This window comes from Clostridioides sp. ES-S-0190-01, assembly GCF_020658275.1.
In the GTDB taxonomy this organism is placed as follows: Bacteria; Bacillota; Clostridia; order Peptostreptococcales; family Peptostreptococcaceae; genus Clostridioides.
This window is the reverse complement of sequence record NZ_JACVWA010000012.1, coordinates 208,598-229,729: the sequence shown is the minus strand read 5'-3', so window position 1 is coordinate 229,729 and position 21,132 is coordinate 208,598. Positions and strand designations below refer to the sequence as shown.

Genomic DNA, 21,132 nt, shown 5'->3' with positions numbered 1-21,132 from the left:
ATAAGTGAATATTTATAGTGTTTTGAGATATAGTTGATTTTTAAAGTATAAGTATACTATAGAACTCTTGTATAAATAGATATTAGTTAAATATTATTGTAAAGGAGTGATTAGTATTAAAGCAAAAGAACTTTATAAAAAGTTAGACTTAGAATTTGATATTAAAAATATTGATGATGATTGGAGTTTTATGAATTTTGAAAATGATTTTATTACTCCAGAGTTTAAGAAAAAATACATAGGTTTAGTATTAGATAATGCTCAAGACATTAATAAAGTATATACAGTTACTTTTCCAGATAAAGAAATAATTCAGCAAATCATAGATAAAGATGAAAGAGATATCTTACTTTTTTCACACCATGCAATGGGGTATATAGCATCTGATGAAGGTTTTCCATTTCATGATATTCCACTATCTTATATGGAAGAGATGAAAAAACGTAGAATTTCTTTTTATGTATTACATTCTCCATTAGACAATTATAGTGATTATTCAACTTCTGTTAGTTTTGCAAATGCTTTAGGTCTTGAAATTGTCAAACCATTCTGCAAATATGATGATAAAATCAAGGTAGGAGTTATATGTAAAACATCCTTAAAGTCAGTAGAAGAGATTAAGGAGCTTGTTAAAAAAGCAGTTGGACATGATGTGAAACTATATGATTATGGAAGCTCTGTTTTAAAAGATGGTTTAGTAGCTATTGCAGCAGGGGGAGGAAGTTACCCATTTGTAGCAAGTGAAGTTGATGAGCTTGGTATAAATTTATATATTACTGGATTTACCAAGCCTTTAAAACATTTTGAACCAGTATTAGAATTTCATAGAATTGCAAAAGAGAATTTAATTAATGTTATAGGTGCTACTCATTATTCTACAGAAAAATTTGCATGTATGTCTTTGGTTAATTACTTAAAAAATCTAGGGCTAGAATCAGAATTCTTGGAAGGAAAGTATTATTTAGAAGATTTATAATAGATATTAAACAAAAATAGGCAGTCAGTAAAAATTTGTGTTTACTGACTGCCTATTTTATTGTTTTTAGAATAATATCTTAATTAGCTTTATAATGTAGTATCGTAATACTCTCTGGAGAATTTAAAAAAATTGTCTTGGAGTTAGATTTTTTAGATATTCCAAAATCTATTCATATCTGCTTCTTTATTTGTTCATATTTTATAGCTAACATATATCAAGGTTATTTTTCCTATTTCACTATAGAATACTTATTTTTCGATGTTTTTTTATAGTATTATTATGATAAACTATATTTTATAAGTATTTATTTTAAATTATTATAAATATTAATTTTAAAATAATAGAATTATTATATTTATGAGAATAAATGGTATAATAAAAGGTAAAGTGTCAAATATCCGCTAAACTAAATAGATTAATTAGTATATACATTAAAATATAAACAATTTAAATAAATAATAATTTATAAGGAAAGGAAAGATAGAATGGTATTTACGAAAAGTAATAAGTATGACAAAGAGTTCCTCATGAAAAATATGATGGGGCCTAATTGTATAAAAATACTAGAGGAACTGACAAATAAGATAAAATTAGAAAAGGGAATGCGTATTTTAGATTTAGGATGTGGAAGAGGTATATCTTCTATATTTTTAGCAAATGAATTTGATGCAACTGTATTTGCAACAGATTTGTGGATAGAACCAACTGAGAATTATGAAAGATTTAAGGACTTTAACTTAGATAATAAAATATTTCCAATACAAGCAGAGGCACATGAATTACCTTACGCAGAAGGTTTTTTTGATGCAGTAATAAGTGTTCATTCTTATCACTACTTTGGAAATAAAGAAGGTTTTTTAGAAAATCACATATCACCTCTTGTAAAAGAGGGTGGAATAATTGCAATGGCAATGCCAGGATTAAAACAAGATTTTGTAGATTGTATACCTGATGAACTTATTCCATTTTGGCAAGATAACATGAATTTTCATTCTCTTAAATGGTGGAATGAGCTTTGGTCAGAATCGGAGTCTGTGATTTTAGAGAAATGTGAAGCTTTAAGTTGTCATGAAGAAGCATGGCAAGATTGGCTAAACTGCGATAATTCTTATGCAAAAAATGATAAAAAAATGATGGAAGTAGAAGATGGTAAGTATTTTAATACAATTTCTCTAATAGCTAGAGTTAAATAAAAGTTGGAGTTAGATAAAGACTAGAGCTTGATAAAGATTAGAATTAGATAAAGATTAGAATTAGATAAAAATTCAAATACAAAGATAATTATTCAAATATAAAGATAATTATTTAAATACAAAATGATTTTTTAGAGAATTTATACCCAATTGGACTATTTAGGTTGATTGGGTATTTTTATTTTGTAATAATATACTAAAAATAAAAATTTTATGTCACAAAGTACTTTTTAAATTGTCTAATTTAATATGGGGGTGAAATTATGAGTGAAAGTACACAAAATAATGTAAAAAAAGATGAAATAGAAAATTTGATAGATAGAGCTATTTTAGGAGACAAAAAATCTCTTGAAATTTTGTTATTGGATGTACAGGATTTAGTATTTAATTTATCCTTAAGAATGTTAGGTACTGTACAGGATGCAGAGGATGCCAGTCAAGAAATTATGATACGTGTAATTACTCATCTATCTACATTTAGAAAAGAAAGTTCTTTTTCTACATGGGTATTTAGAATAGCATACAATCATTTACAAAATTATAAAAAAAGTATGTTTTCTAAACAGCATTTAAGTTTTGAATATTATGGAGCTGATATCAAAAATGGCAAATCAAAAGATATACCTGATTTATCTCAAAATGTTGAAACTTCTATTATTGAAGAAGAACTAAAATATTCATGTACAAATGTAATGTTACAATGCTTGGATGTAGAGAGTAGATGCATTTTTATTTTAGGTACAATGTTTAAACTAAATAGTAAAGTTGCTGCTGATATTTTGGATATATCTTCTGAAGCATATAGACAGAGGCTATCACGAATTAGGAAGAAAATGGCCTCATTTTTAGATGAGTATTGTGGATTAGGGGTATGTCAGTGCAAGAAGCGTATTAATTATGCAATAGTTAATCACCGTATAAATCCTAAAAACTTGGAGTATTCTAGTCTAGAAAAAGATGATGATAATACTATATTTAAATTTAAATCTGCTATGGAAGAAGCTGAAAATTTTTCAACAGTATTTTCAAGACTTCCATCATATTATTCTAGTGAAAAATTAAAAAAATTTCTAATAGATTTTTTACAGTCAGACTGCTACTCAATAATTAAAAATTTATAAATACTTAGAAAGTTTTTGAAATATGATGCAAAACTTTAATAAGTATTAAGTATGGATATTAGAAGTTATTTAGATATGTAATTTTAAAAATTAATTAATGAGTATTTTAAAATAGCTATATGGTATTTGAGTATCAATCAAGTATTTAAATAATTTTTAAAAATATTAATAAAATTAATATAAAAGGGAGAGAAAATTATGAAAAAAAATTGTATATTAGAGTTTTTAAATGCACTGAAAAACAATAATTCAAGAGAGTGGATGATGGAAAATAAAGAATGGAAAAAAGAAGCTACATTGCAATTTGAACAGTTGTTACAAGATATAATTAATGCTTTAGCTTATCAAGATAAATCTATTGCACATCTAAATGCAAAAGATTTAATATTTAGGTTGAATAGAGATCCTCGTTTTAGTAATGATAAATCACCTTATAACCCATCATTTAGAGCACATATTTCATCTGCTGGACGAGTACCAATTCCAGTAGGGTATTACATAGATATTTCTCCACAAAATATATTTTTAGGAGCAGGACTTTTTACACCACAGCTTTCAGATGCAACAACAAGAGTGAGGGATTATATACTTAAACATTCAGATGAATTAGAATCTATTTTGTATAATCATAAATTTTCAGAGAATTTTACTTTAGATGGCGAAAAACTAAAAAATATTCCAAGAGGATATCCAAAAGATTTTACTAAAGGAGAGTATTTAAAACACAAAAGCTGGTATATTGAATATCACTTACAGGATAGTGACTTAGACAATTTATATGAATTTTGTAAAATGGTTACTGATAAATTCTTACTTATGAAACCTTTTAATGATTATATTAATAAAGCTTTAGAAGGCTACAAAATGCCTAAGAGAAAAGCTTAAACATAAGAAATATGAGTAGAGTATAATCGGGGCATAATATTAGTAAAAGTTTAAAATATAGTACAGTTAAAGTGTAATAAAGTGTTAAAATATTTGACAAATCGAAGGCTTGCTCTTATACTCAATACAAGTAAGGTACCTTTTTAAAGGACTTATTCGAAAAAAATCATATAATTAGTAAAATGTATGATTACAAAATTAATAATTAATTTAGGAGGTAAAAATCATGAATGAAACTCAAGATGAAAATTTATTAGAGCAATTTTTTAAAGTACAATCGTTACTACATAAATTTCACCTTCAAAATCATAAATCACATGGTTTTTTTAGAGGAACGCATAGAGGTCAAGGAAGAGTATTATCTATGCTAAAAATAAAACCAGAAATTACTCAAAAAGAACTATCTTATTTGCTTGATATGAGACCTCAATCTTTAGGCGAGTTGCTTTCAAAACTAGAAAATCAAGGATTTATTACTCGTACACCTTCAGAAAAAGACCGTAGAGTAATGGTAGTAAGACTGACATCAAAGGGTATGGATGAAATTAATAAAATTGAGCAGGAAGAAGACCCAACTAATAAAATATTCGATATTTTAGAAAAAGAAGAAAAAAGTATTCTAAGTGATATTCTTACTAAGATTACTAATGAGTTGGAGAGAACTATAAAAAATGATGATAATATTAATTTTGATGGGGCGCATATGGGAGCACACTCAAGACCATATCCTGGTCAACGCTTAAGTTTTAATGGAAGAGAAGGTTTTGGAATGGGGCATATGGGTTCACATCCAAATCCACATGAGGAACCACATCCAAGTTCTCAAGAAGAAAAAGAGTTTTACAATCCACGTATGGAAGCATTTCAAGCTTTTTTTAATAGAGAAGAATTCTTTGAGCAAATGACGAAACAGCATCCAGGATTTTTTGAACAGATAGTAAAAGAACATCCAGAGTTTTTCAAGAATAAGAAATTTGATGAGCAGAATGTATCTAAGGATGAAAAGTATAGCGAAAAGGATGTTAATGAAGATTAGAAACTATCTATCTTCCCACTATAATTATATCATAAATAAAAAGTTTTTTTAAGACTATGAATATATCCTCATTTCTATATAATTGATATAGCGGATTAAACGTTAATTTCAATTGAGGAGGATTATAATATGAATCTAAATGATTTTGAATTGAATCTTGAAAATGAATGGCTCCAAAAAGTTCTTAAAGAAGCTAACAGACAGCTTGAGGAAAAACGTAGAGAAAAGGATAAACTAAAAAAAGATGCTATAGAAACTCAAAGGGAATTATGGAGTGATTTGGGGGCTATTTCTATTGAAAATGGATTAGAACAACTTTCTGAGTTTATGTCATTTATGGATGTTATGAAGCATCAAAAAAGGAGCCATGAATTTACTGAAAAGCTCAAAGATAAATACGAAAAAATGATTGAATCTCCTTATTTCGGACGAATTGACTTTACTGAAGATAATGAAGTTGATACTCAAAAGTGTTATATTGGGCTATCAAATCTCATTGATGATGATTATGATTTTTTTGTATATGATTGGCGAGCTCCTATTTCAAGTATGTTTTACGACTATGAGATTGGACAAGCAAGTTATGATTGCCCAGAAGGATTAATCTCTGGAGAAATAACTAAGAAAAGACAGTATAAAATAAAAGATAGAAAAATTGAGTATATGTTTGACAGCAATCTAAATATTGATGATGATGTCTTACAGGAGCTTTTAGGCAAAAACTCTGATGAGAAAATGAAAACTATAGTTACAACTATTCAAAGAGAGCAAAATCAAGTGATTCGTAATGAAGATTATAAAAACTTAATTGTACAAGGCGCCGCTGGAAGTGGAAAAACATCTATAGCACTTCATAGAATTGCATATTTACTATATAGACATAAAGATAAAATAACATCTAAAAATATAATAATATTTTCTCCAAATAACATATTTAACGACTATATATCAAATGTATTACCACAACTTGGTGAAGATAATATTTGTCAGACCACATTTAAAGACTATATGCATCAAGAATTAGGAAATGATTTTAAAAAAGAAAGTCCATCAGAAATGATGGAGTATATATTTGATAATAATCAAAAAATAACATATAGAGATAGGATAGAAAATATAGAATTTAAAACATCTTCAGAGTTTGTGGATATATTAAAAAAATATATAACTCATCTAGAGACAGAGGATAGATGCTTTGAAGATATTATTGTGAGAGGCAAGTTGATAATTTCATCTAAGGATTTGCAAGATTTGTTTTCCAATGATTATTCAAATCTACCAATCAAGAGAAGATTAGAAAAGATAAAATCAAGAATAATGTTTCTAATTGAACCATATGAAAAAATTTGGGTTGATGAAATATTTAAAGAACTTGAAGAATCTGGAGATTATATAGAAAAAGAAGAAATGATAGAAAAAAGTACTCTTATTGTAAAAGAAAATTTGAAAGAAATCTATTCTAAAGTTTTAAAAATGACAGAGCTAGACTTGATAGACACTTATAAAAATCTATTTGAGAATTTGGAGCTGTTTTTAGATAAAACGAATATTGAGTATGATAAAAATCTTATAGATAATATAAGAACTTATACAATGGATAATTTGAGTGTAAAGAGCCTTTATTATGAGGACCAAATTGCTCTTTTATATTTAAAAGGGGTTCTTGGAGGTATCCCAAATACATCACAAATTAAATATGTAATCATAGATGAAGCACAGGATTACAGTCCATTACAATATGAAATATTTTATAAACTCTTTAATTCTGCAAATATGACTATATTAGGAGATATCAACCAATCAATCAATCCATTTATGAATGTTGGAGATTACAATAATATTCATGATATATTAAAGAATGATACTTGTATAATAAATCTAAGTAAAACCTATCGTTCAACAATGGAAATTACTAGATTTTCAAGAAAACTTCTTACTGAATCTATAAATGATGAATATGTTGAAAGACATGGTGATGAGCCTAAGATAATCGGTTTTAAAGATAAAAATCAACTGAATAAAAAACTTATTGAAGATATAAAAGGTTATAAAAAGAAAAATTATAACTCTGTTGGTATCATAACAAAAACAGTTCGTGAAGCTAGAGAAGTATACGAGTTTTTAAAAGAGAATGATGTTGATGTACAGTGTATAACAAAAGATGATGATGAGTATATAAATGGCGTGTTAATAATGCCTTCATATCTATCTAAAGGGCTTGAATTTGATGTGGTTATTATATATAATGCAAGTAATAAAAATTATAATAATGAAGATGAAAGGTTGCTCCTTTATACTTGTTGTACAAGAGCTCTTCATGTACTAAACATATATTATTTAGATGAGATAAGTTCTTTATTAAAACAATATTAAAGTAAGATTAAAGTAATACTAAAACGATATTAAAACAATATTAAAATAATATTGAAGTAATATTAAAATAATGAAATTTTAACTCTTTTCTAATTTTTTAGGATTATTATATATTTATTATGTACTTGTAATGAATATTTATATGAGTATTTTATGATAAAGTTAAAGCCCTTAAAATTCAAAATAGATGTTTTTTAAGGGCTTTTTTAGTAGTATTATTTAGTTAGAATTTGTATAGCAGTTAAATAGTTAAAATCTGATATAAATTCTAAAAAAAATATTAATATAAAAGAGATGGTTATGTTTACTAATAAATAAATTAAAGTCACAAATAATAGACTCATAAATAATTCAATTGTTAGATATGCTTTATGTTACTTATCTTTATTTTGTATCTATTACTTCATGAGCCATCTCTACTAAATTATTCATAGATAAATTTGAGTCCTGAACTATAAATGAGTAATAAACTCCATTTTGTTTCCAGCTCAAATATTTATATTCATTAACTTCCACATCACCTGACCACTCACTAAATACATATTTACCTGATTTTTCATCAAGTTTATCCTGTTCTGTCATTTTATAACCTTCTGGTACATACTTTTGCTTGAATTCCTCATAAGAAATATTTACATCTTTGTATGTATCTACAACTTTTATATTCTCAGAATCTTTTCCAAGCACATTATTTGATGTTTTAAGAGATATTTCATCATTACCATTTTCATAGGTAAAATCAAGTGCTTTTAATTCGCCTAAAATGTTATCTTCCTTATCAAGTCCTTTTTCATTTATAGTATAAGCTCCTTTAAATTTATATCCATTACTAAATTCAGAAACTATATTAGGGGCAAATTTAAAGTCTTTTTTTACTTGTTCTGTAGTTGGGATAGATGTATAGGTAGCCCTAGTACTTGATTTTCCAATTATACTAGATATCTCTCCTGTAGCAAGAACTGTTGTACCCAAAAGTAGAGTAACAGCAAAAGTTGCAATTAATCCTTTTTTGAATGATAAATTAAATGGTAATTTATGTTTTTTATTATTAATCATTTTATAATTTTCCCCTCTTTCTGGTAGACTATTTAATGTTTTATTTAATCTATTATGAAAGCTTTCTGGAGCTTTCGGAAATGAATTATTTAATTTGTTTTTGTTCATACATTACCTCCATATTTTCTAATTTAGTTTTTAATAATTTTCGACCTCTTGATAATCTGCTTTTTACAGTTCCTTGAGGTATATCTAATATTTCTTTAATCTCATCTATTGAATATCCCTCGATATAATAAAGAACTATTGGAATCTTAATTTTTTTAGATAAACCTTGAATAGCAATATATAAATCACTGTAATCATCATCTTCTTCTACTTTTTTGTTCTTGAGAATTTCTTCAAAGGGTAGAAGGTTAAACTGTTTACGTCTTAATGAATTACATTCATTTATGACTATTCTAATCAACCAAGTCTTAAAATATTGTTGTTCTTTTAGTGAGTCTAATTTTTCATATGCCTTTAAAATAGCATTGTTGACAGCATCCTCACAATCTTGGTCATTTCCTAAAATAGACTTAGATATGCGATACAAAGTCTGTTCTGACTCAAGAATATTATTAATAAATGTAGTTTTATCCAATTGTACTCCTACCTTTCTATGCAAATCGTAGCGCTACTTTTTTGCCTTACACTTATTAGATAAAATTTTACTATAAATGGTTCACTTTTTTTAAATAATTATTTTATTAGTAGGAGTATCCCTAATTTTTTTCATTTTGAAAATAGAAAATAAAAGAAATTGAAGAAAATACAAAGGTACCTTAAAAATAGTGTTGACAAAATTATAAGGTACCTTTATAATTAAAAATAGATAAGGTACCTTAATAAAACTGAAAAAATAAATTAATAGAAAAAATCGAGTTAATTAGGAGGAGTTAATATGAATTATTACAAAGATAAAAGAGAAGGATTTAGAGGATATGGAGGTCCTCATAGACATCCATGGAATCATGTATGTGAAGGGTGCAAAATATTTGAAATGATGTGTCATGAAGGATTTGGACCAAGAGGATACAAGCAATTTCATGAACATGCAGGATGCAGAGGCAATGAAGGATTTGGACCAAGAGGATACGAAGGAGGTCATGGCAATAGAGAATGTAGAAGTCATGAAGGATTTGGACCAAGAGGATACGAAGGAGGTCATGGCAATAGAGAATATAGAGGTCATGAAGAATTTGCGCCAAGAGGATACGAAGGAGGTCATGGCAATAGAGAATGTAGAAGTCATGAAGAATTTGTGCCAAGAGGATACGAAGGAGGTCATGGCAATAGAGAATATAGAGGTCATGAAGGATTTGCACCAAGTGGTCATGAAAGAACTTACAGAGAATTTAAAGAAAATGAAGAATTTGATGCTAAAAATTATCAAGAAAACAATGAATATCAGAAATGTGGAAGATTTGAAAACCAAAATGTAGATGAAAAAATAGTGTCTGAAAATAAATCAGATACTGAGAAAAATAATATAAAAGAATATGAAAAAATTTATGAATCTAAAACAGCAACTGATGAACAAGTAGAAGAGGTTAAGAAAAATAATACTAAAGAAGAAATTAAAGGTGAAAAAAAAGATACTGATAAAAAATAGGGTTAGAAATTCAATAAATAAACAATTAAATTAAAGGTTAAAAAATAAATATCAGAATACAAATAAAAACATATTATTGACTAAATCAAAAAGGTGATAGCTTTAAAAAGACTGTCACCTTTATTTTTTTATAGTTGTTTATTGGTGCAAGTATTTCAATAAATATGGGAGATAAAGATTAGTTTTATTAGGAGTGATTAAAAACATATAAATTTGAGTAGATATAAGTTACAATTTACATTTTTATGATAACATTTTCTTTACAATTTTTTAGATATATGTTAATATTTAGAAAAATGCATATGTATTCATAAAATAACCTAAAAATAGATAAAAAGGTTGTAAAAAAGAAAACGTATGCAATAACAAGTCAATAAAGTTAGATTATACTTTATAAATTTGGGAGGATATAATCATGGGAAAATATCAAGAATCAAAAAGAGTTGTAAGAAATTACTTTGAAGCATTAGAAAATGCCAATGGAGATGAAATTAAAAAAATTTTAAAACAGCACATGAAGTCAGATTATGACTGGAGAGGCGTATATCCATTTCGTGAACAAAAAGGAGTTGAAAATGTAGCAGATATATTTTGGAAGCCTTTAAAGCATTCATTGAGTAATATGCAAAGACGACAAGATATCTTCATTGCAGGTACTAATGAAATTGATAACAGTGAGTGGGTAATGAGTATGGGTCATTTTATGGGACTTTTTGATAATGATTGGCTTGGGATTAAGCATACTCGCAAGATGATTAGCTTAAGATATGCGGAATTTAACTGTGTGCAGGATGGTAGAATTTCCAAAACTGGATTATTTGTAGATATAATTGGATTTATGATTCAGGCAGGTGTCAATCCATTGCCACCACAAACAGGTTCATATTTTGTATATCCAGGACCAATTGACCATAATGGATTACTTTTTGAAGATGCAGATGAAGTAGAGGGGGTTAAGACTTTAGCATTAGTCAATAAAATGGTAGATGATTTGTCTGAACTAAATGACAGTGGTTCTATGGGATGCCCACCAGAGATACTTGAAAAATCATGGGCTAAAGATATGATTTGGTATGGACCAGGGGGGATTGGAGCTTCTTATACTATACCTAGATATCAAGAACAACATCAATTGCCATTTAGAAATAATTTAAAAGGAAAGACTTTTAATGGACATGTATGTAGATTCGCAGAAGGTAATTTTGCTTGTTTCTTTGGATGGCCTAACTTAAGCAATATCCCATGTGGAGGATTTTTAGGATTGCCAGGTGGAGAGGTTAAGGCAGATATGCAAGTCGTTGATGTTTACTATCGTAAAGGAGATAAACTTAAAGAAAATTGGGTGTTGATTGATATTCCATACTGGTTAAAACAACAAGGTCTTGATATTCTTGAAAGAACTAAAAGTATTTTTAATGTTTAATTTTTAATAATTAATTTTGAATACGTATTCAAGAAAGGGGATAATGTAAATTGAAGTATATTGATAAAAATGATGTAAGAGAAAAAGATAAAGAAAAAGCAAAAGAAGTTGATATAAATGAGATTAAATTAAGTAATGTTGAAGTAGATAAAGCTAATAATGTTGAAGTAAATAAAGCTAATATAGATAAAATCAATGAGAATAATACTATTAAAAAAGCTGAAGAAATTACATTGAAGGGAGAAACAAATATGGAGTCTACAAAAATTTACTATGGAGATTCACTAGAAGTAACACCTGTTGGAGTAATGGATTATAATGATTTTTCAAATCAAACAAAAAGGGAGCAGAAGTTACCTGGATTTGATTCCAAATATAGAGATTTTGTAGACTATATTATGAAAATTACACATAATATTTGGGAAGAAAAAGGTATTGGAGTTATTTATGATACATATCACAATAATGTAACAATGCACTGTGGTTCTTCTAATTTAGTTGGTATAAAAGATGTTATCTCAAATACTCTTCAAACTTTACATGCGTTTCCAGATAGAAGGCTGATTGGTCAAAATGTAATATGGTCTAATTTTGGTGCTGATGGTTTTTTGTCTTCTCATCGTGTTTTGTCTACAGCAACTAATTTAGGTGACAGTAATTTTGCTCCAGCAACTGGAAAAAAGATAAATTTTAGAACTGTAATTGATTGTGCTACTACGAATAATAGAATCCATGAAGAATGGCTAGTTAGAGATAATCTATGGATTGTTACTCAGTTAGGATTAAATCCTCAAGAAGTGGCAAAAAATATGGCAAAGGCAAGTGCATCTAAAGTATTGAGTTTACAATCAACTTATGGTATTTGTGAGTCTATGGATGGTCAATTTATGCCAGCAAAGTATCAAGCTAAAGATGATTCTGTTGGTGAAATGATGCTTGAGATGACAAGTCGTATTTACAATTATAAATATATAAATGAAGTTAAAAAGTACTATCACGATAATGCAGTAGTACATTTCATATGTGATAAAGATTTAAATGGGTATGATGAGATTCAAGGAATGATTGTAAGTTTACTTGCTTCAATTCCAAATGGCAGTTATGAAGTAGAAAGAGTAACTTGTAATCAAAAGGAAAAAAATGAAGGATATGATGTATCTGTGAGATGGAGACTGCGTGGAATAAATGAAGGCATTGGATTTTTTGGACAACCTTCTGGTAAGCATGTAGAGGTAATGGGAATTAATCATTATCATGTACTACAAGGTAAGGTAAAGGAAGAATGGATGACTTTTGATGGTATGGATGTTTTGAAGCAGATGTACATGGGTGTAGAAGAGTAAGATAGTTTAGAGTATAAATATTTTTAGAAATTATATAATAAGTATTCTTGTTATATAATTTAAGCAAGAAATATGTATGAAAAGTAAAAATTTAAAGTTTTAGCAATAGTATGCTTAATAGTAAGGGAGGGGTAATTATGAATAATATGAAAACAACAGATGTGATAGAAAATGATATTATACTAGGAAAAGATTATTCAAATCTAAAAAGGGGAATTGCATTTTTTTCGATTGCTTTAATATACTTTTTCTATTGCTATAACTTTATGGTAGGTACCTTTATTAAACCAACAATGATTTATACTTTGGCAGAAGGTGGATTTGGGTTTTCATTAAAACAGACAGAAGAAATATTTGCTGTCATGTCCTTTGGTACAATTCCAGGTACATTCATTTTTGGAGTAATTTCTACAAAGCTTGGTAAAAAGAAAACTTTAATTAGTGTAGCTTTATTAATTGGGTTGACGACTTTTATTCCAATGTTATCTCCTACAAATATTATATTGTGGAAAATTGCACGTTTATGCACAGGGGTAGTATTGGGTGGTGTATTTGGAACAGCTATGCCTCTAGTTGCAGATATGTTTCCAAGCAAATATCGTGGTAAGTTAGCTGCTGTATTAACTGCATTATTTTCACTAGCTATGATTTTTGGTGGGAAAGTGTATGGATTTTTAGGTGATGCAAATTGGCAAATATTAATGTATACTGCGATTATACCACCTATAGTTGGAGCTATTTTGGCATTTTTCTTTGTACCAGATGATTCAGAGTATACAAGAGAATTAGTTAAAAAAGGAAAAGAAACAGGTGAAAAAATTAGCTATGTAAGTATGTATAAGGGGAAATATTTGTGGATTGGACTAGGAACAATTATTTTATCAGGTGCTAACTTCACAGCATACTCAGCATTTTCAAACAATGCAACTACATATTTGGTAACAGGGATAGGAATGACAGCAGCAGTAGCAGGTTCTATATATAGTTTACAAGGAATTGGGCAGTTAGTAGGATATTTATTTTGGGGTTCAATAGCAGATAAATTTGGAAGAAAAGTACCTTTTATAGGGATGGCATTAGCAGCAGTATTTGTATTTATATATACAAAACTAGGAGGAAATAATACAACAGCATTTTATATGATATCAGTATTATTAGGAATTGCTGTTGGGTATTCTGGAGCATGGGGAGCATACTATACAGAATTATTCCCAAGTAAATATCGTTCATTGTCCTCTGGAATGTCATTTAATGGAGGAAGAATTATATCTACATTTGCAATTCCTGCAATAGCTGGTACAGCTTCTGGTGCTTTAGGTATGACAACTATTTTTTATATATCAACAGCAGTATTTGTAGCAGGTGCTATTGTATGGCTGTTCTTACCAGAAACATTAAACAAGAAAGAGTAGAATTCTAAGAACTATTTTGTTGGTTAGAAAGGGGTGGCTTATGATTTCAGTAATCGATGTGTGTATTATAGTAGGATATTTGCTGTTAATGTTGGTTATTGGTTATTATTCAGGAAAAGATAATAAAAATCAAGAAGATTATTTCTTAGCAGGTAGGTCAATGCCATGGATTCCAATCGCTTTGTCAGTTGCTGCTACTATGATTAGTGCTAATGGATTTATAGGGGGGCCTGGATGGGCATATATGGATGGAATGTATCCAGTAATGGTTAACATTACAGTCCCTTTAGCAATATTTTTTGCACTGAGCATTACCACCCCAGTTATTTATAGATTAAAAATAACATCTGTATATGAATATATGGGACTTCGTTTAGGCAATTATTCAAGGGGCTTAACTATTATTCAATTTTTTATCAATTCATTGATTCAAGCGAGTTCTATGGTGTATATACCAGTACTTATTATTCAAATAATCACTGGTTGGTCACTTTATATTTTGGTTCCAATAGTTGTATGTGTAGCAATTATATATACACTACTAGGGGGAATTAAAGCAGTTATATGGACTGATAGTATTCAAATGTTAGTAGTAATAGGTGCTGTATTTATAGTAAGTATGACAGCACTAAAAGGAATGAATCTTGGCTTTTTTGATACATTGCAAATTGCACAACAGAGTGGTAAATTAAATACATTTGATTTTAATATGGATGTTTCAATTACAAATACTTTTTGGGCTACTCTGATTGGCGGAACTGTAATGTGGATAAGATATTTCTGCTTTGACCAATCTCAAGTTCAAAGAGTTTTGACATCTAAATCTTTAAAAGGAGCCAAAAATTCTTTTGTAGTTAGTGCATTTGTTATGAATTTAGCTTACTATTTTATGTTATTAGTAGGAGTGATTTTATTTGTTTATTATAAGGGAAGAACATTTGAAACTTCAAATGAAATAATGATTACTTTTATTTTGAATGAACTTCCAGTAGGGGCAATTGGAATTATTATTGCTGGTGTATTTGCAGCGGCTATGTCTAGTATTGACTCTATATTAAATAGTATGACAACTGTTTTTACAAAGGATATTTATGAGTTTTATTTTAAAAAAGATAATGAGGAATCGTCATTAAAAGTCACGATGATTATAACAATGATTATAGGTATTGTTATGACATGTTTTATTATTATGGGATTTGGAGGAAGCATCAAATCAATTCTTGACCTTGTTGGTAACTATATTTCATATTTTGCTGGTCCAGCTACAGGTGCATTTATATTGGCTATGTTTACATACAAAGCTCATGATAAAGGGGTATCTATTGGTTTTGTCATAGGATTAGTTTTAGGATTTTTTATTTCTAATAAATATAATGTGAGTTGGTTGTGGAATCCAGCAATAGGTGCTACAATAACATTAATATTTGGATATATTTTTAGTATCATTTTAAAGAATAATCATAATATAGAAGATATTAAAAAATATACTGTATTTGGTATGAGAAAAGAACTTATTTCACAAGGAATAGATAAAGTAGATGGAGTATCTGTATTGCCATTTTCTTTAGGTAAACAAGAGTTAATTGTGTTAGTTTTTTTCGTTGTCCAATATATAATCTTATTTTTAATACAATTTTAATGAGAAATACAAGATGTTTAAAAAGAAGTAAAGGGCGTTAAAAAGAAATGCAAGATGTTTAAAAAGAAATACAAGATGTTTAAAAAGAAATACAAGATGTTTAAGGAGAAATACTAAATGAATCAAAAGAAAGTTCATTATAATAAATCGGCTACTTCAAAAGATGTTGCAAAATTAGCAGGAGTATCGCAGTCATCAGTTTCAAGGGCATTTGGTAGTGCAAATGGAAAAGGTGTAAAACCTGAAGTGAGAGAAAAAATTTTCCGTGTAGCAGATGAAATTGGATATGTTCCCAATTTAGTTGCAAGAGGAATGATTAGTGGCAAAACAAATGTTATAGGATTGATAGTTGGTGATAATCTAGGTCCGTTTTACAACAGAATTATTAACTTATTCGTGGAAAAGATTCAAGAAATAGGTAAACAGTGTCTTGTTTTTAAGGTTCCTAGACAAGAAAGAATAGATAATATAATTTCAAGAGTAATTCAGTTTCAAGTGGAAGCTGTGATTATTACAGCTTCAGCTATGAATAAGGTAATGGCTGAGACATGTGAAGAAAATAATATTCCTGTGATTCTTTTTAATCGTTTTATACCAGGTATAAAAATAAGTACAGTTTATGTAGACCCAATTGAAGGTGGAGGAATGGCTGCTGAATACCTAATTGATAGGGGACATAAAAATATAGGATACATTCAATTTACAAGAGAAACAAGTGAGGAAATGGAAAAGAAAATTGGATTTTATTCTAAATTAAGACAAAACGGAATTCACAATCTTAAAGAAGAATCTGCAAATTATGATTATGATTCTGGATATGAAGCTGGAAAGAGAATGTTAGCATTATCAAGTCCTCCAACAGCAATTTTTTGTACAAGTGATTTGATAGCTATGGGTGTAATGGATGCTGCAAGATTTGAGTATAAATTGAAGATACCAGAGGATTTATCAGTAATGGGATATGATGATATTCAGATGGCTTCATGGAAAAGTTATAGTTTAACAACGATTAGACAACCATTAGACTTATTAATTGGAAAAACGATTAATATACTTAAAATCTTATTAGAAGAAGATGATTGTGAGCCAGTAGTTGAAATGCTTAAGCCTGAATTAATTAAAAGAGATTCTACCATTTAGGATAAAATTATATTAAAGATATACTAATAATACTGTATAAACAAGAAAAGTATTCTTCAAATTCAAAATGAAGAATACTTTCTTGAATACTTGTGATTAATTTAGTAAACCTATATTTATAGTATATTTTTTTGTTTATATTATTTGTTTAATAAAAGTCTCAATTTATTAAGTACAGATAATTTTATGCCACCACCTACTTGATATACTTTTTCTGAGTTTTTTTTATCTAATATATTTTCTTGCTCTTTATTTAAACTACTTGTGGCTATTACAACTGGCATATTTTCCTTTGAGGCAAATGGACCTACTGATAAAGCATCAATCAGATTATTTTCCTTAGCTAATATCACCCCATTTATGCTATTATCTTTATAGAAACGTTCAATAACATGGGCATTAGTTTCTTGTCTGTCATTTCCAGCAATTCTATTTTTTGATACATCATTTGAAGTTACATTATTAATTTGTTCTATAGCTTTTTGAGAGATTTTAGTTTCCCCACCTATAAAGTAAGAAGTTTTTATTTTTTTAGATTTAATATAATCATATGTATCTTTATCTAAACCATCTTTTTGTGTAAGTATTATAGGAGAGTTATTTTTTCCTGCTACTGATGAAATAGAGAGTGCATCAGCTTCTCCATCTCCAGCACTTACATATATTGTATCAATATTGTTATTACCAGACATTTCTTTAGCTATATTTAAAGACGTTTCATATCTTGATTTCCCACCTATTCTTTTTACATTCATAGATTTATTAACACCTTTTAGTTGGTTAACAACTGAATTGGATATTGAAGCTTCACCACCTACAACTATTACATTAGATGCTTTTAATCTTTTAATTTCATCCATTGTTGATTTATCTACATTATTTCCATTAGAAAGTAACATTGGTGCATTTTTTGTATTTGCAAGTGGAGTAGACGATAATCCATCTACTAAGTGCTTATCAGTACCGTTTACAAGTATTACAGTATTTGAAGTTTTCCAGCCTTCTTTAGATACTTTTACTGCTGTTTCGAATCTGTCATCTCCAGTCATTTTTTTAGATTTTACATTAGTGTCTAGATTATCCCATAAATTTACTCTATCCTCAGGAGCTACATACATACCATCATTCTTTGTTATATTATACGTTTTATAGAATTCTTCGAAATTTGATAAGACACGATTTACTCTTAAAGTATTTGGACTATGCTCATCTCCTGTAGAGTTCTTTGCATATTCTCTTGTGTATAATCTAGTATATGACTTTGCATAACTCTTGAAGAACTTATCATAATTTGGATTTTCCATCTTTGATAAAATTCCCAAGGCTGCTCCTACACCACCTATATCTGCAATATTTTCACCTAAACTTATCTTACCATTTGCTTTTACACCTGGAGCTATTTCCCATCCATCATAGAAATTAACTACATCATTACAACGTTCTTGAAATTCTCTGTAATCATCCTTAGTCCACCAATCATGTTCTTTCCCACTTGAATCATATTTGGCTCCACTGTTGTCAAATGCATGAGAAATTTCATGACCTATTATTGCACCTATTGCACCTAGATTTTCTTCTCTTGATGCCTTTGGGTCATATAAAGGTGCTTGTAAAATACCTGCTGGGAAAGTCATTGCATTATCATACATTCCATACACTGCATTTACAGTAAATGTTGCTAAATTAAATCTATCTTTTGGTACTACCTTACCTGTATCTTCAGCATCCTTTTTTAGACGTGCAAGTTTAAAAGCAGTTATATTATCAAAATAATTTCCACCATCTTCTTTACTTTTAATGTCTACATTTTCTGTATCAGATTCCCATTTATCAGGATAGCCAACGACAAATGTCATTTTATCAAGTTTTTTTATAGCTTCTTTTTTGGTAGATTCACTCATCCAGTCAAGTTTTTTAATTCTTTCTTTATATAATTCTACAAAAGATTTAATCATATCTTCAATATCTTTCTTTGATTTTTCAGGAAAATATTTCTCTACAAATAATTTTCCAAGATATGAATTGAACCTTTCTGATGTTAATACTGATGCATCTTTTTCAGTTATTTTACTTTGTGAAGCATCTGCACCAGGATTAAAATTTTCAGCCCAAACATTTAGATATTTTTGGTCTAAAAATTGCGCATTTTCTTCAGAAAGTTTTATTTTAAAAAGTGTTTTTAAAACTTCTAAATTGTTATTAGTGTATGCCTTATTAAATAGTTCTAAATCTTTTGGATTCATTAGCTTGATTTCTTTAGGAAGATTACTATATCCAGCAGTAGTAAGCATTTTAGACAACTCTAAGTTTGGCATTTTTTCTTCCATTTCTTTTAAAGTCATCCTCTTATCAATATTTTCTTCACCTCCAGATACTTTTTTTACAAAGTTTATATACTCATCAACATGCTTACTAGCTTGTGCTTCACTTTCTCCACTTAAAATTAACAGTTTTTTAAAAAATGTTTTACTATTTTCTATTACCTCATCATTTGAATAGGAGCTAAATAAATGTGTATCAGCTATTGTTCCTATATATAAAGCATATTTTGCTTCACCTACATTGTCTTGCATTAAAGAAAGAGTAACCAAACCACCAGTTCCTATTTCTTCAAGTGATTTTTTTTGAATATCGCTAAGTTCTTTTACATTCTTTGCTTTATCTATAGCATCAAGATATTTTTTTATTGGTTTATTTCCAAGTTCATTTCTGCTTTTCATGTCTAGTATATTAAGATAGAAATCTTTAATCTTTTGCTCTTCACTACCTTTTTTATGATTCCCTTCTACTATCTTTTTAATAATAGCATTAATTTTTTTTGTGTTCTCATTTTCAATATCAACATAACCACCAGATACTGCTTCGTCACTTGGAAGCTTTGATTCTTCCAAAGACTTTTTATTTACAAAATTATAAAAATCATCTTTTGGATTGCTACCTTTAAATGACCAGATACGTCTAACCATAGTATCAACTTCTCCTACAGTCATAACATCACTACCATGAAGTTTTTTGTCTTTAGTGTTAACCATAACTCCACCCTTTATTAAGTTATCTATATGAGACTTAGCAGAAACAGGGATATCTGTAAAACTTACATTTTTATCTGCCACTCTTTCATTTTGACCTTTTGGAGCTGATAAAGTTCCAAAAGCTCTACTTATCATGATAAGACCATCTAGTCTATTAACTTTTTGATTTTCTTTCTTTTCGTATCCAGACAGGATTTTCTTTTTATCTATATTAGAATTATATGATTTAGCTGATTGTAAAAGAAAATCAGCTAGCTGACTATATGTAGTACTACTAGTTTTAATTTCTTTTCTATTTTTAGATTGTGTTGTTTTTTCTGACTTTTCTATATTAGTATTACCTTGAGCAGTTTCTTGTGCCTGAGCAACTCCTGTAACTAGTGTAGTCATAACCATTCCTGTAGATATAATTCTTGCATTTAATTTTTTATTCATGATATTTCCCCCTTTTTATATGTATTATTTATGTGTTTAACATTTAAAATTTACTTTTTATTAGTGTCTTATATATTAGTCTATTGGTATTTATATACAAAACAATATCATAGTAATGTTAATCTTATGTTTACAGGAAGATAGCATTTATTATTAATCATATAAATAAAAAGAGACAATCTCTAAATGATTCTTAAAATCAGATAAGAGATTGTCATGTTTACATTAAGAGATTATCATATTTACATAAGGATAAAGTTGTGTAGCTTTAATATACAAAAATCTAATTGCTATAGATGTAACTGATAAAGACAAATCACAAATATAGGATTTTGAAGAAAGAATAGAGTAGTCAGAGGCTATAAAATTAATGAAGAGGCTGTAGGTAAATTTGTTTTTACACAAATCTATCTACAGCCTCAAGACATATCATCTTAAAGTATTTTGGTACATTTTAAATATTGAAATTCT

At 28.4% G+C, this 21,132-nt stretch carries 15 protein-coding genes; 12 read left to right on the top strand and 3 right to left on the bottom strand.

The window, feature by feature from the left end:
* The first annotated feature begins 106 nt into the window (after positions 1 to 106).
* From IC214_RS02615 to helD, 6 genes are all read left to right on the top strand, one after another.
* Positions 107 to 976 (top strand): Nif3-like dinuclear metal center hexameric protein, encoded by an 870-nt coding sequence (locus IC214_RS02615; RefSeq protein WP_227866187.1) that lies wholly within the window; start codon positions 107 to 109, stop codon positions 974 to 976.
* Between the two features lie 488 nt (positions 977 to 1,464).
* A complete protein-coding gene (locus IC214_RS02610) occupies positions 1,465 to 2,172 on the top strand; it encodes an SAM-dependent methyltransferase (RefSeq protein ID WP_227433502.1) in 708 nt (235 codons plus the stop codon).
* 263 nt (positions 2,173 to 2,435) lie between these two features.
* Entirely contained in the window at positions 2,436 to 3,293 is an 858-nt protein-coding gene (locus IC214_RS02605) for an RNA polymerase sigma factor (protein WP_227866186.1), read from the top strand.
* Between the two features lie 198 nt (positions 3,294 to 3,491).
* Positions 3,492 to 4,178, top strand: a complete 687-nt coding sequence (locus IC214_RS02600) for a DUF2461 domain-containing protein (RefSeq protein ID WP_227866185.1) — start codon at positions 3,492 to 3,494, stop codon at positions 4,176 to 4,178.
* Between the two features lie 226 nt (positions 4,179 to 4,404).
* On the top strand, positions 4,405 to 5,214 hold the full coding sequence (locus IC214_RS02595; protein WP_227831307.1) for a MarR family winged helix-turn-helix transcriptional regulator: 810 nt from the start codon (positions 4,405 to 4,407) through the stop codon (positions 5,212 to 5,214).
* 129 nt (positions 5,215 to 5,343) lie between these two features.
* Positions 5,344 to 7,587 (top strand): RNA polymerase recycling motor HelD, encoded by a 2,244-nt coding sequence (gene helD, locus IC214_RS02590; protein ID WP_227866184.1) that lies wholly within the window; start codon positions 5,344 to 5,346, stop codon positions 7,585 to 7,587.
* 384 nt (positions 7,588 to 7,971) lie between these two features.
* Here the strand turns inward: helD and IC214_RS02585 are convergent, their stop codons facing one another.
* Positions 7,972 to 8,751 carry a hypothetical protein gene (locus IC214_RS02585; RefSeq protein WP_227866183.1) on the bottom strand — a complete coding sequence of 260 codons (780 nt, stop codon included), beginning with the start codon at positions 8,749 to 8,751 and terminating at the stop codon, positions 7,972 to 7,974.
* Complete coding sequence (locus tag IC214_RS02580) at positions 8,729 to 9,226, bottom strand: RNA polymerase sigma factor (protein WP_227831304.1); 498 nt, start codon at positions 9,224 to 9,226, stop codon at positions 8,729 to 8,731. The genes IC214_RS02585 and IC214_RS02580 overlap by 23 nt, the downstream gene beginning before the upstream one ends.
* Positions 9,227 to 9,526: 300 nt before the next feature.
* Here IC214_RS02580 and IC214_RS02575 point away from each other — a divergent pair, with 300 nt between their 5' ends.
* The 6 genes from IC214_RS02575 (at position 9,527) to IC214_RS02550 (ending at position 17,194) form a co-directional block, all read left to right on the top strand.
* Positions 9,527 to 10,237 (top strand): hypothetical protein, encoded by a 711-nt coding sequence (locus IC214_RS02575; RefSeq protein WP_227866182.1) that lies wholly within the window; start codon positions 9,527 to 9,529, stop codon positions 10,235 to 10,237.
* A gap of 415 nt (positions 10,238 to 10,652) precedes the next feature.
* Positions 10,653 to 11,660 (top strand): nuclear transport factor 2 family protein, encoded by a 1,008-nt coding sequence (locus IC214_RS02570; protein WP_227855441.1) that lies wholly within the window; start codon positions 10,653 to 10,655, stop codon positions 11,658 to 11,660.
* A gap of 50 nt (positions 11,661 to 11,710) precedes the next feature.
* On the top strand, positions 11,711 to 13,003 hold the full coding sequence (locus IC214_RS02565; RefSeq protein WP_255613106.1) for an ester cyclase: 1,293 nt from the start codon (positions 11,711 to 11,713) through the stop codon (positions 13,001 to 13,003).
* Between the two features lie 137 nt (positions 13,004 to 13,140).
* On the top strand, positions 13,141 to 14,415 hold the full coding sequence (locus tag IC214_RS02560) for an MFS transporter (protein ID WP_227483026.1): 1,275 nt from the start codon (positions 13,141 to 13,143) through the stop codon (positions 14,413 to 14,415).
* A 40-nt stretch (positions 14,416 to 14,455) separates the two neighbouring features.
* Positions 14,456 to 16,054 (top strand): sodium:solute symporter, encoded by a 1,599-nt coding sequence (locus IC214_RS02555; RefSeq protein WP_227866181.1) that lies wholly within the window; start codon positions 14,456 to 14,458, stop codon positions 16,052 to 16,054.
* Between the two features lie 117 nt (positions 16,055 to 16,171).
* Complete coding sequence (locus tag IC214_RS02550; protein WP_227433491.1) at positions 16,172 to 17,194, top strand: LacI family DNA-binding transcriptional regulator; 1,023 nt, start codon at positions 16,172 to 16,174, stop codon at positions 17,192 to 17,194.
* 140 nt (positions 17,195 to 17,334) lie between these two features.
* Here the strand turns inward: IC214_RS02550 and IC214_RS02545 are convergent, their stop codons facing one another.
* The gene (locus IC214_RS02545) at positions 17,335 to 20,661 is read right to left on the bottom strand and encodes a cell wall-binding repeat-containing protein (RefSeq protein WP_227866180.1); all 3,327 of its coding nucleotides are present in this window, start codon (positions 20,659 to 20,661) and stop codon (positions 17,335 to 17,337) included.
* Positions 20,662 to 21,132 lie beyond the last annotated feature (471 nt).

Excerpts from the sequence above, each read along its gene's own strand:
- IC214_RS02605 (WP_227866186.1), top strand. The coding sequence starts at position 2,436 with ATGAGTGAAAGTACACAAAATAATGTAAAAAAAGATGAAATAGAAAAT.
- IC214_RS02550 (WP_227433491.1), top strand. The coding sequence starts at position 16,172 with ATGAATCAAAAGAAAGTTCATTATAATAAATCGGCTACTTCAAAAGAT.
- IC214_RS02545 (WP_227866180.1), bottom strand. The coding sequence starts at position 20,661 with ATGAATAAAAAATTAAATGCAAGAATTATATCTACAGGAATGGTTATG.
- helD (WP_227866184.1), top strand. The coding sequence starts at position 5,344 with ATGAATCTAAATGATTTTGAATTGAATCTTGAAAATGAATGGCTCCAA.
- IC214_RS02570 (WP_227855441.1), top strand. The coding sequence starts at position 10,653 with ATGGGAAAATATCAAGAATCAAAAAGAGTTGTAAGAAATTACTTTGAA.
- IC214_RS02575 (WP_227866182.1), top strand. The coding sequence starts at position 9,527 with ATGAATTATTACAAAGATAAAAGAGAAGGATTTAGAGGATATGGAGGT.
- IC214_RS02600 (WP_227866185.1), top strand. The coding sequence starts at position 3,492 with ATGAAAAAAAATTGTATATTAGAGTTTTTAAATGCACTGAAAAACAAT.
- IC214_RS02610 (WP_227433502.1), top strand. The coding sequence starts at position 1,465 with ATGGTATTTACGAAAAGTAATAAGTATGACAAAGAGTTCCTCATGAAA.
- IC214_RS02560 (WP_227483026.1), top strand. The coding sequence starts at position 13,141 with ATGAATAATATGAAAACAACAGATGTGATAGAAAATGATATTATACTA.
- IC214_RS02555 (WP_227866181.1), top strand. The coding sequence starts at position 14,456 with ATGATTTCAGTAATCGATGTGTGTATTATAGTAGGATATTTGCTGTTA.
- IC214_RS02585 (WP_227866183.1), bottom strand. The coding sequence starts at position 8,751 with ATGAACAAAAACAAATTAAATAATTCATTTCCGAAAGCTCCAGAAAGC.
- IC214_RS02595 (WP_227831307.1), top strand. The coding sequence starts at position 4,405 with ATGAATGAAACTCAAGATGAAAATTTATTAGAGCAATTTTTTAAAGTA.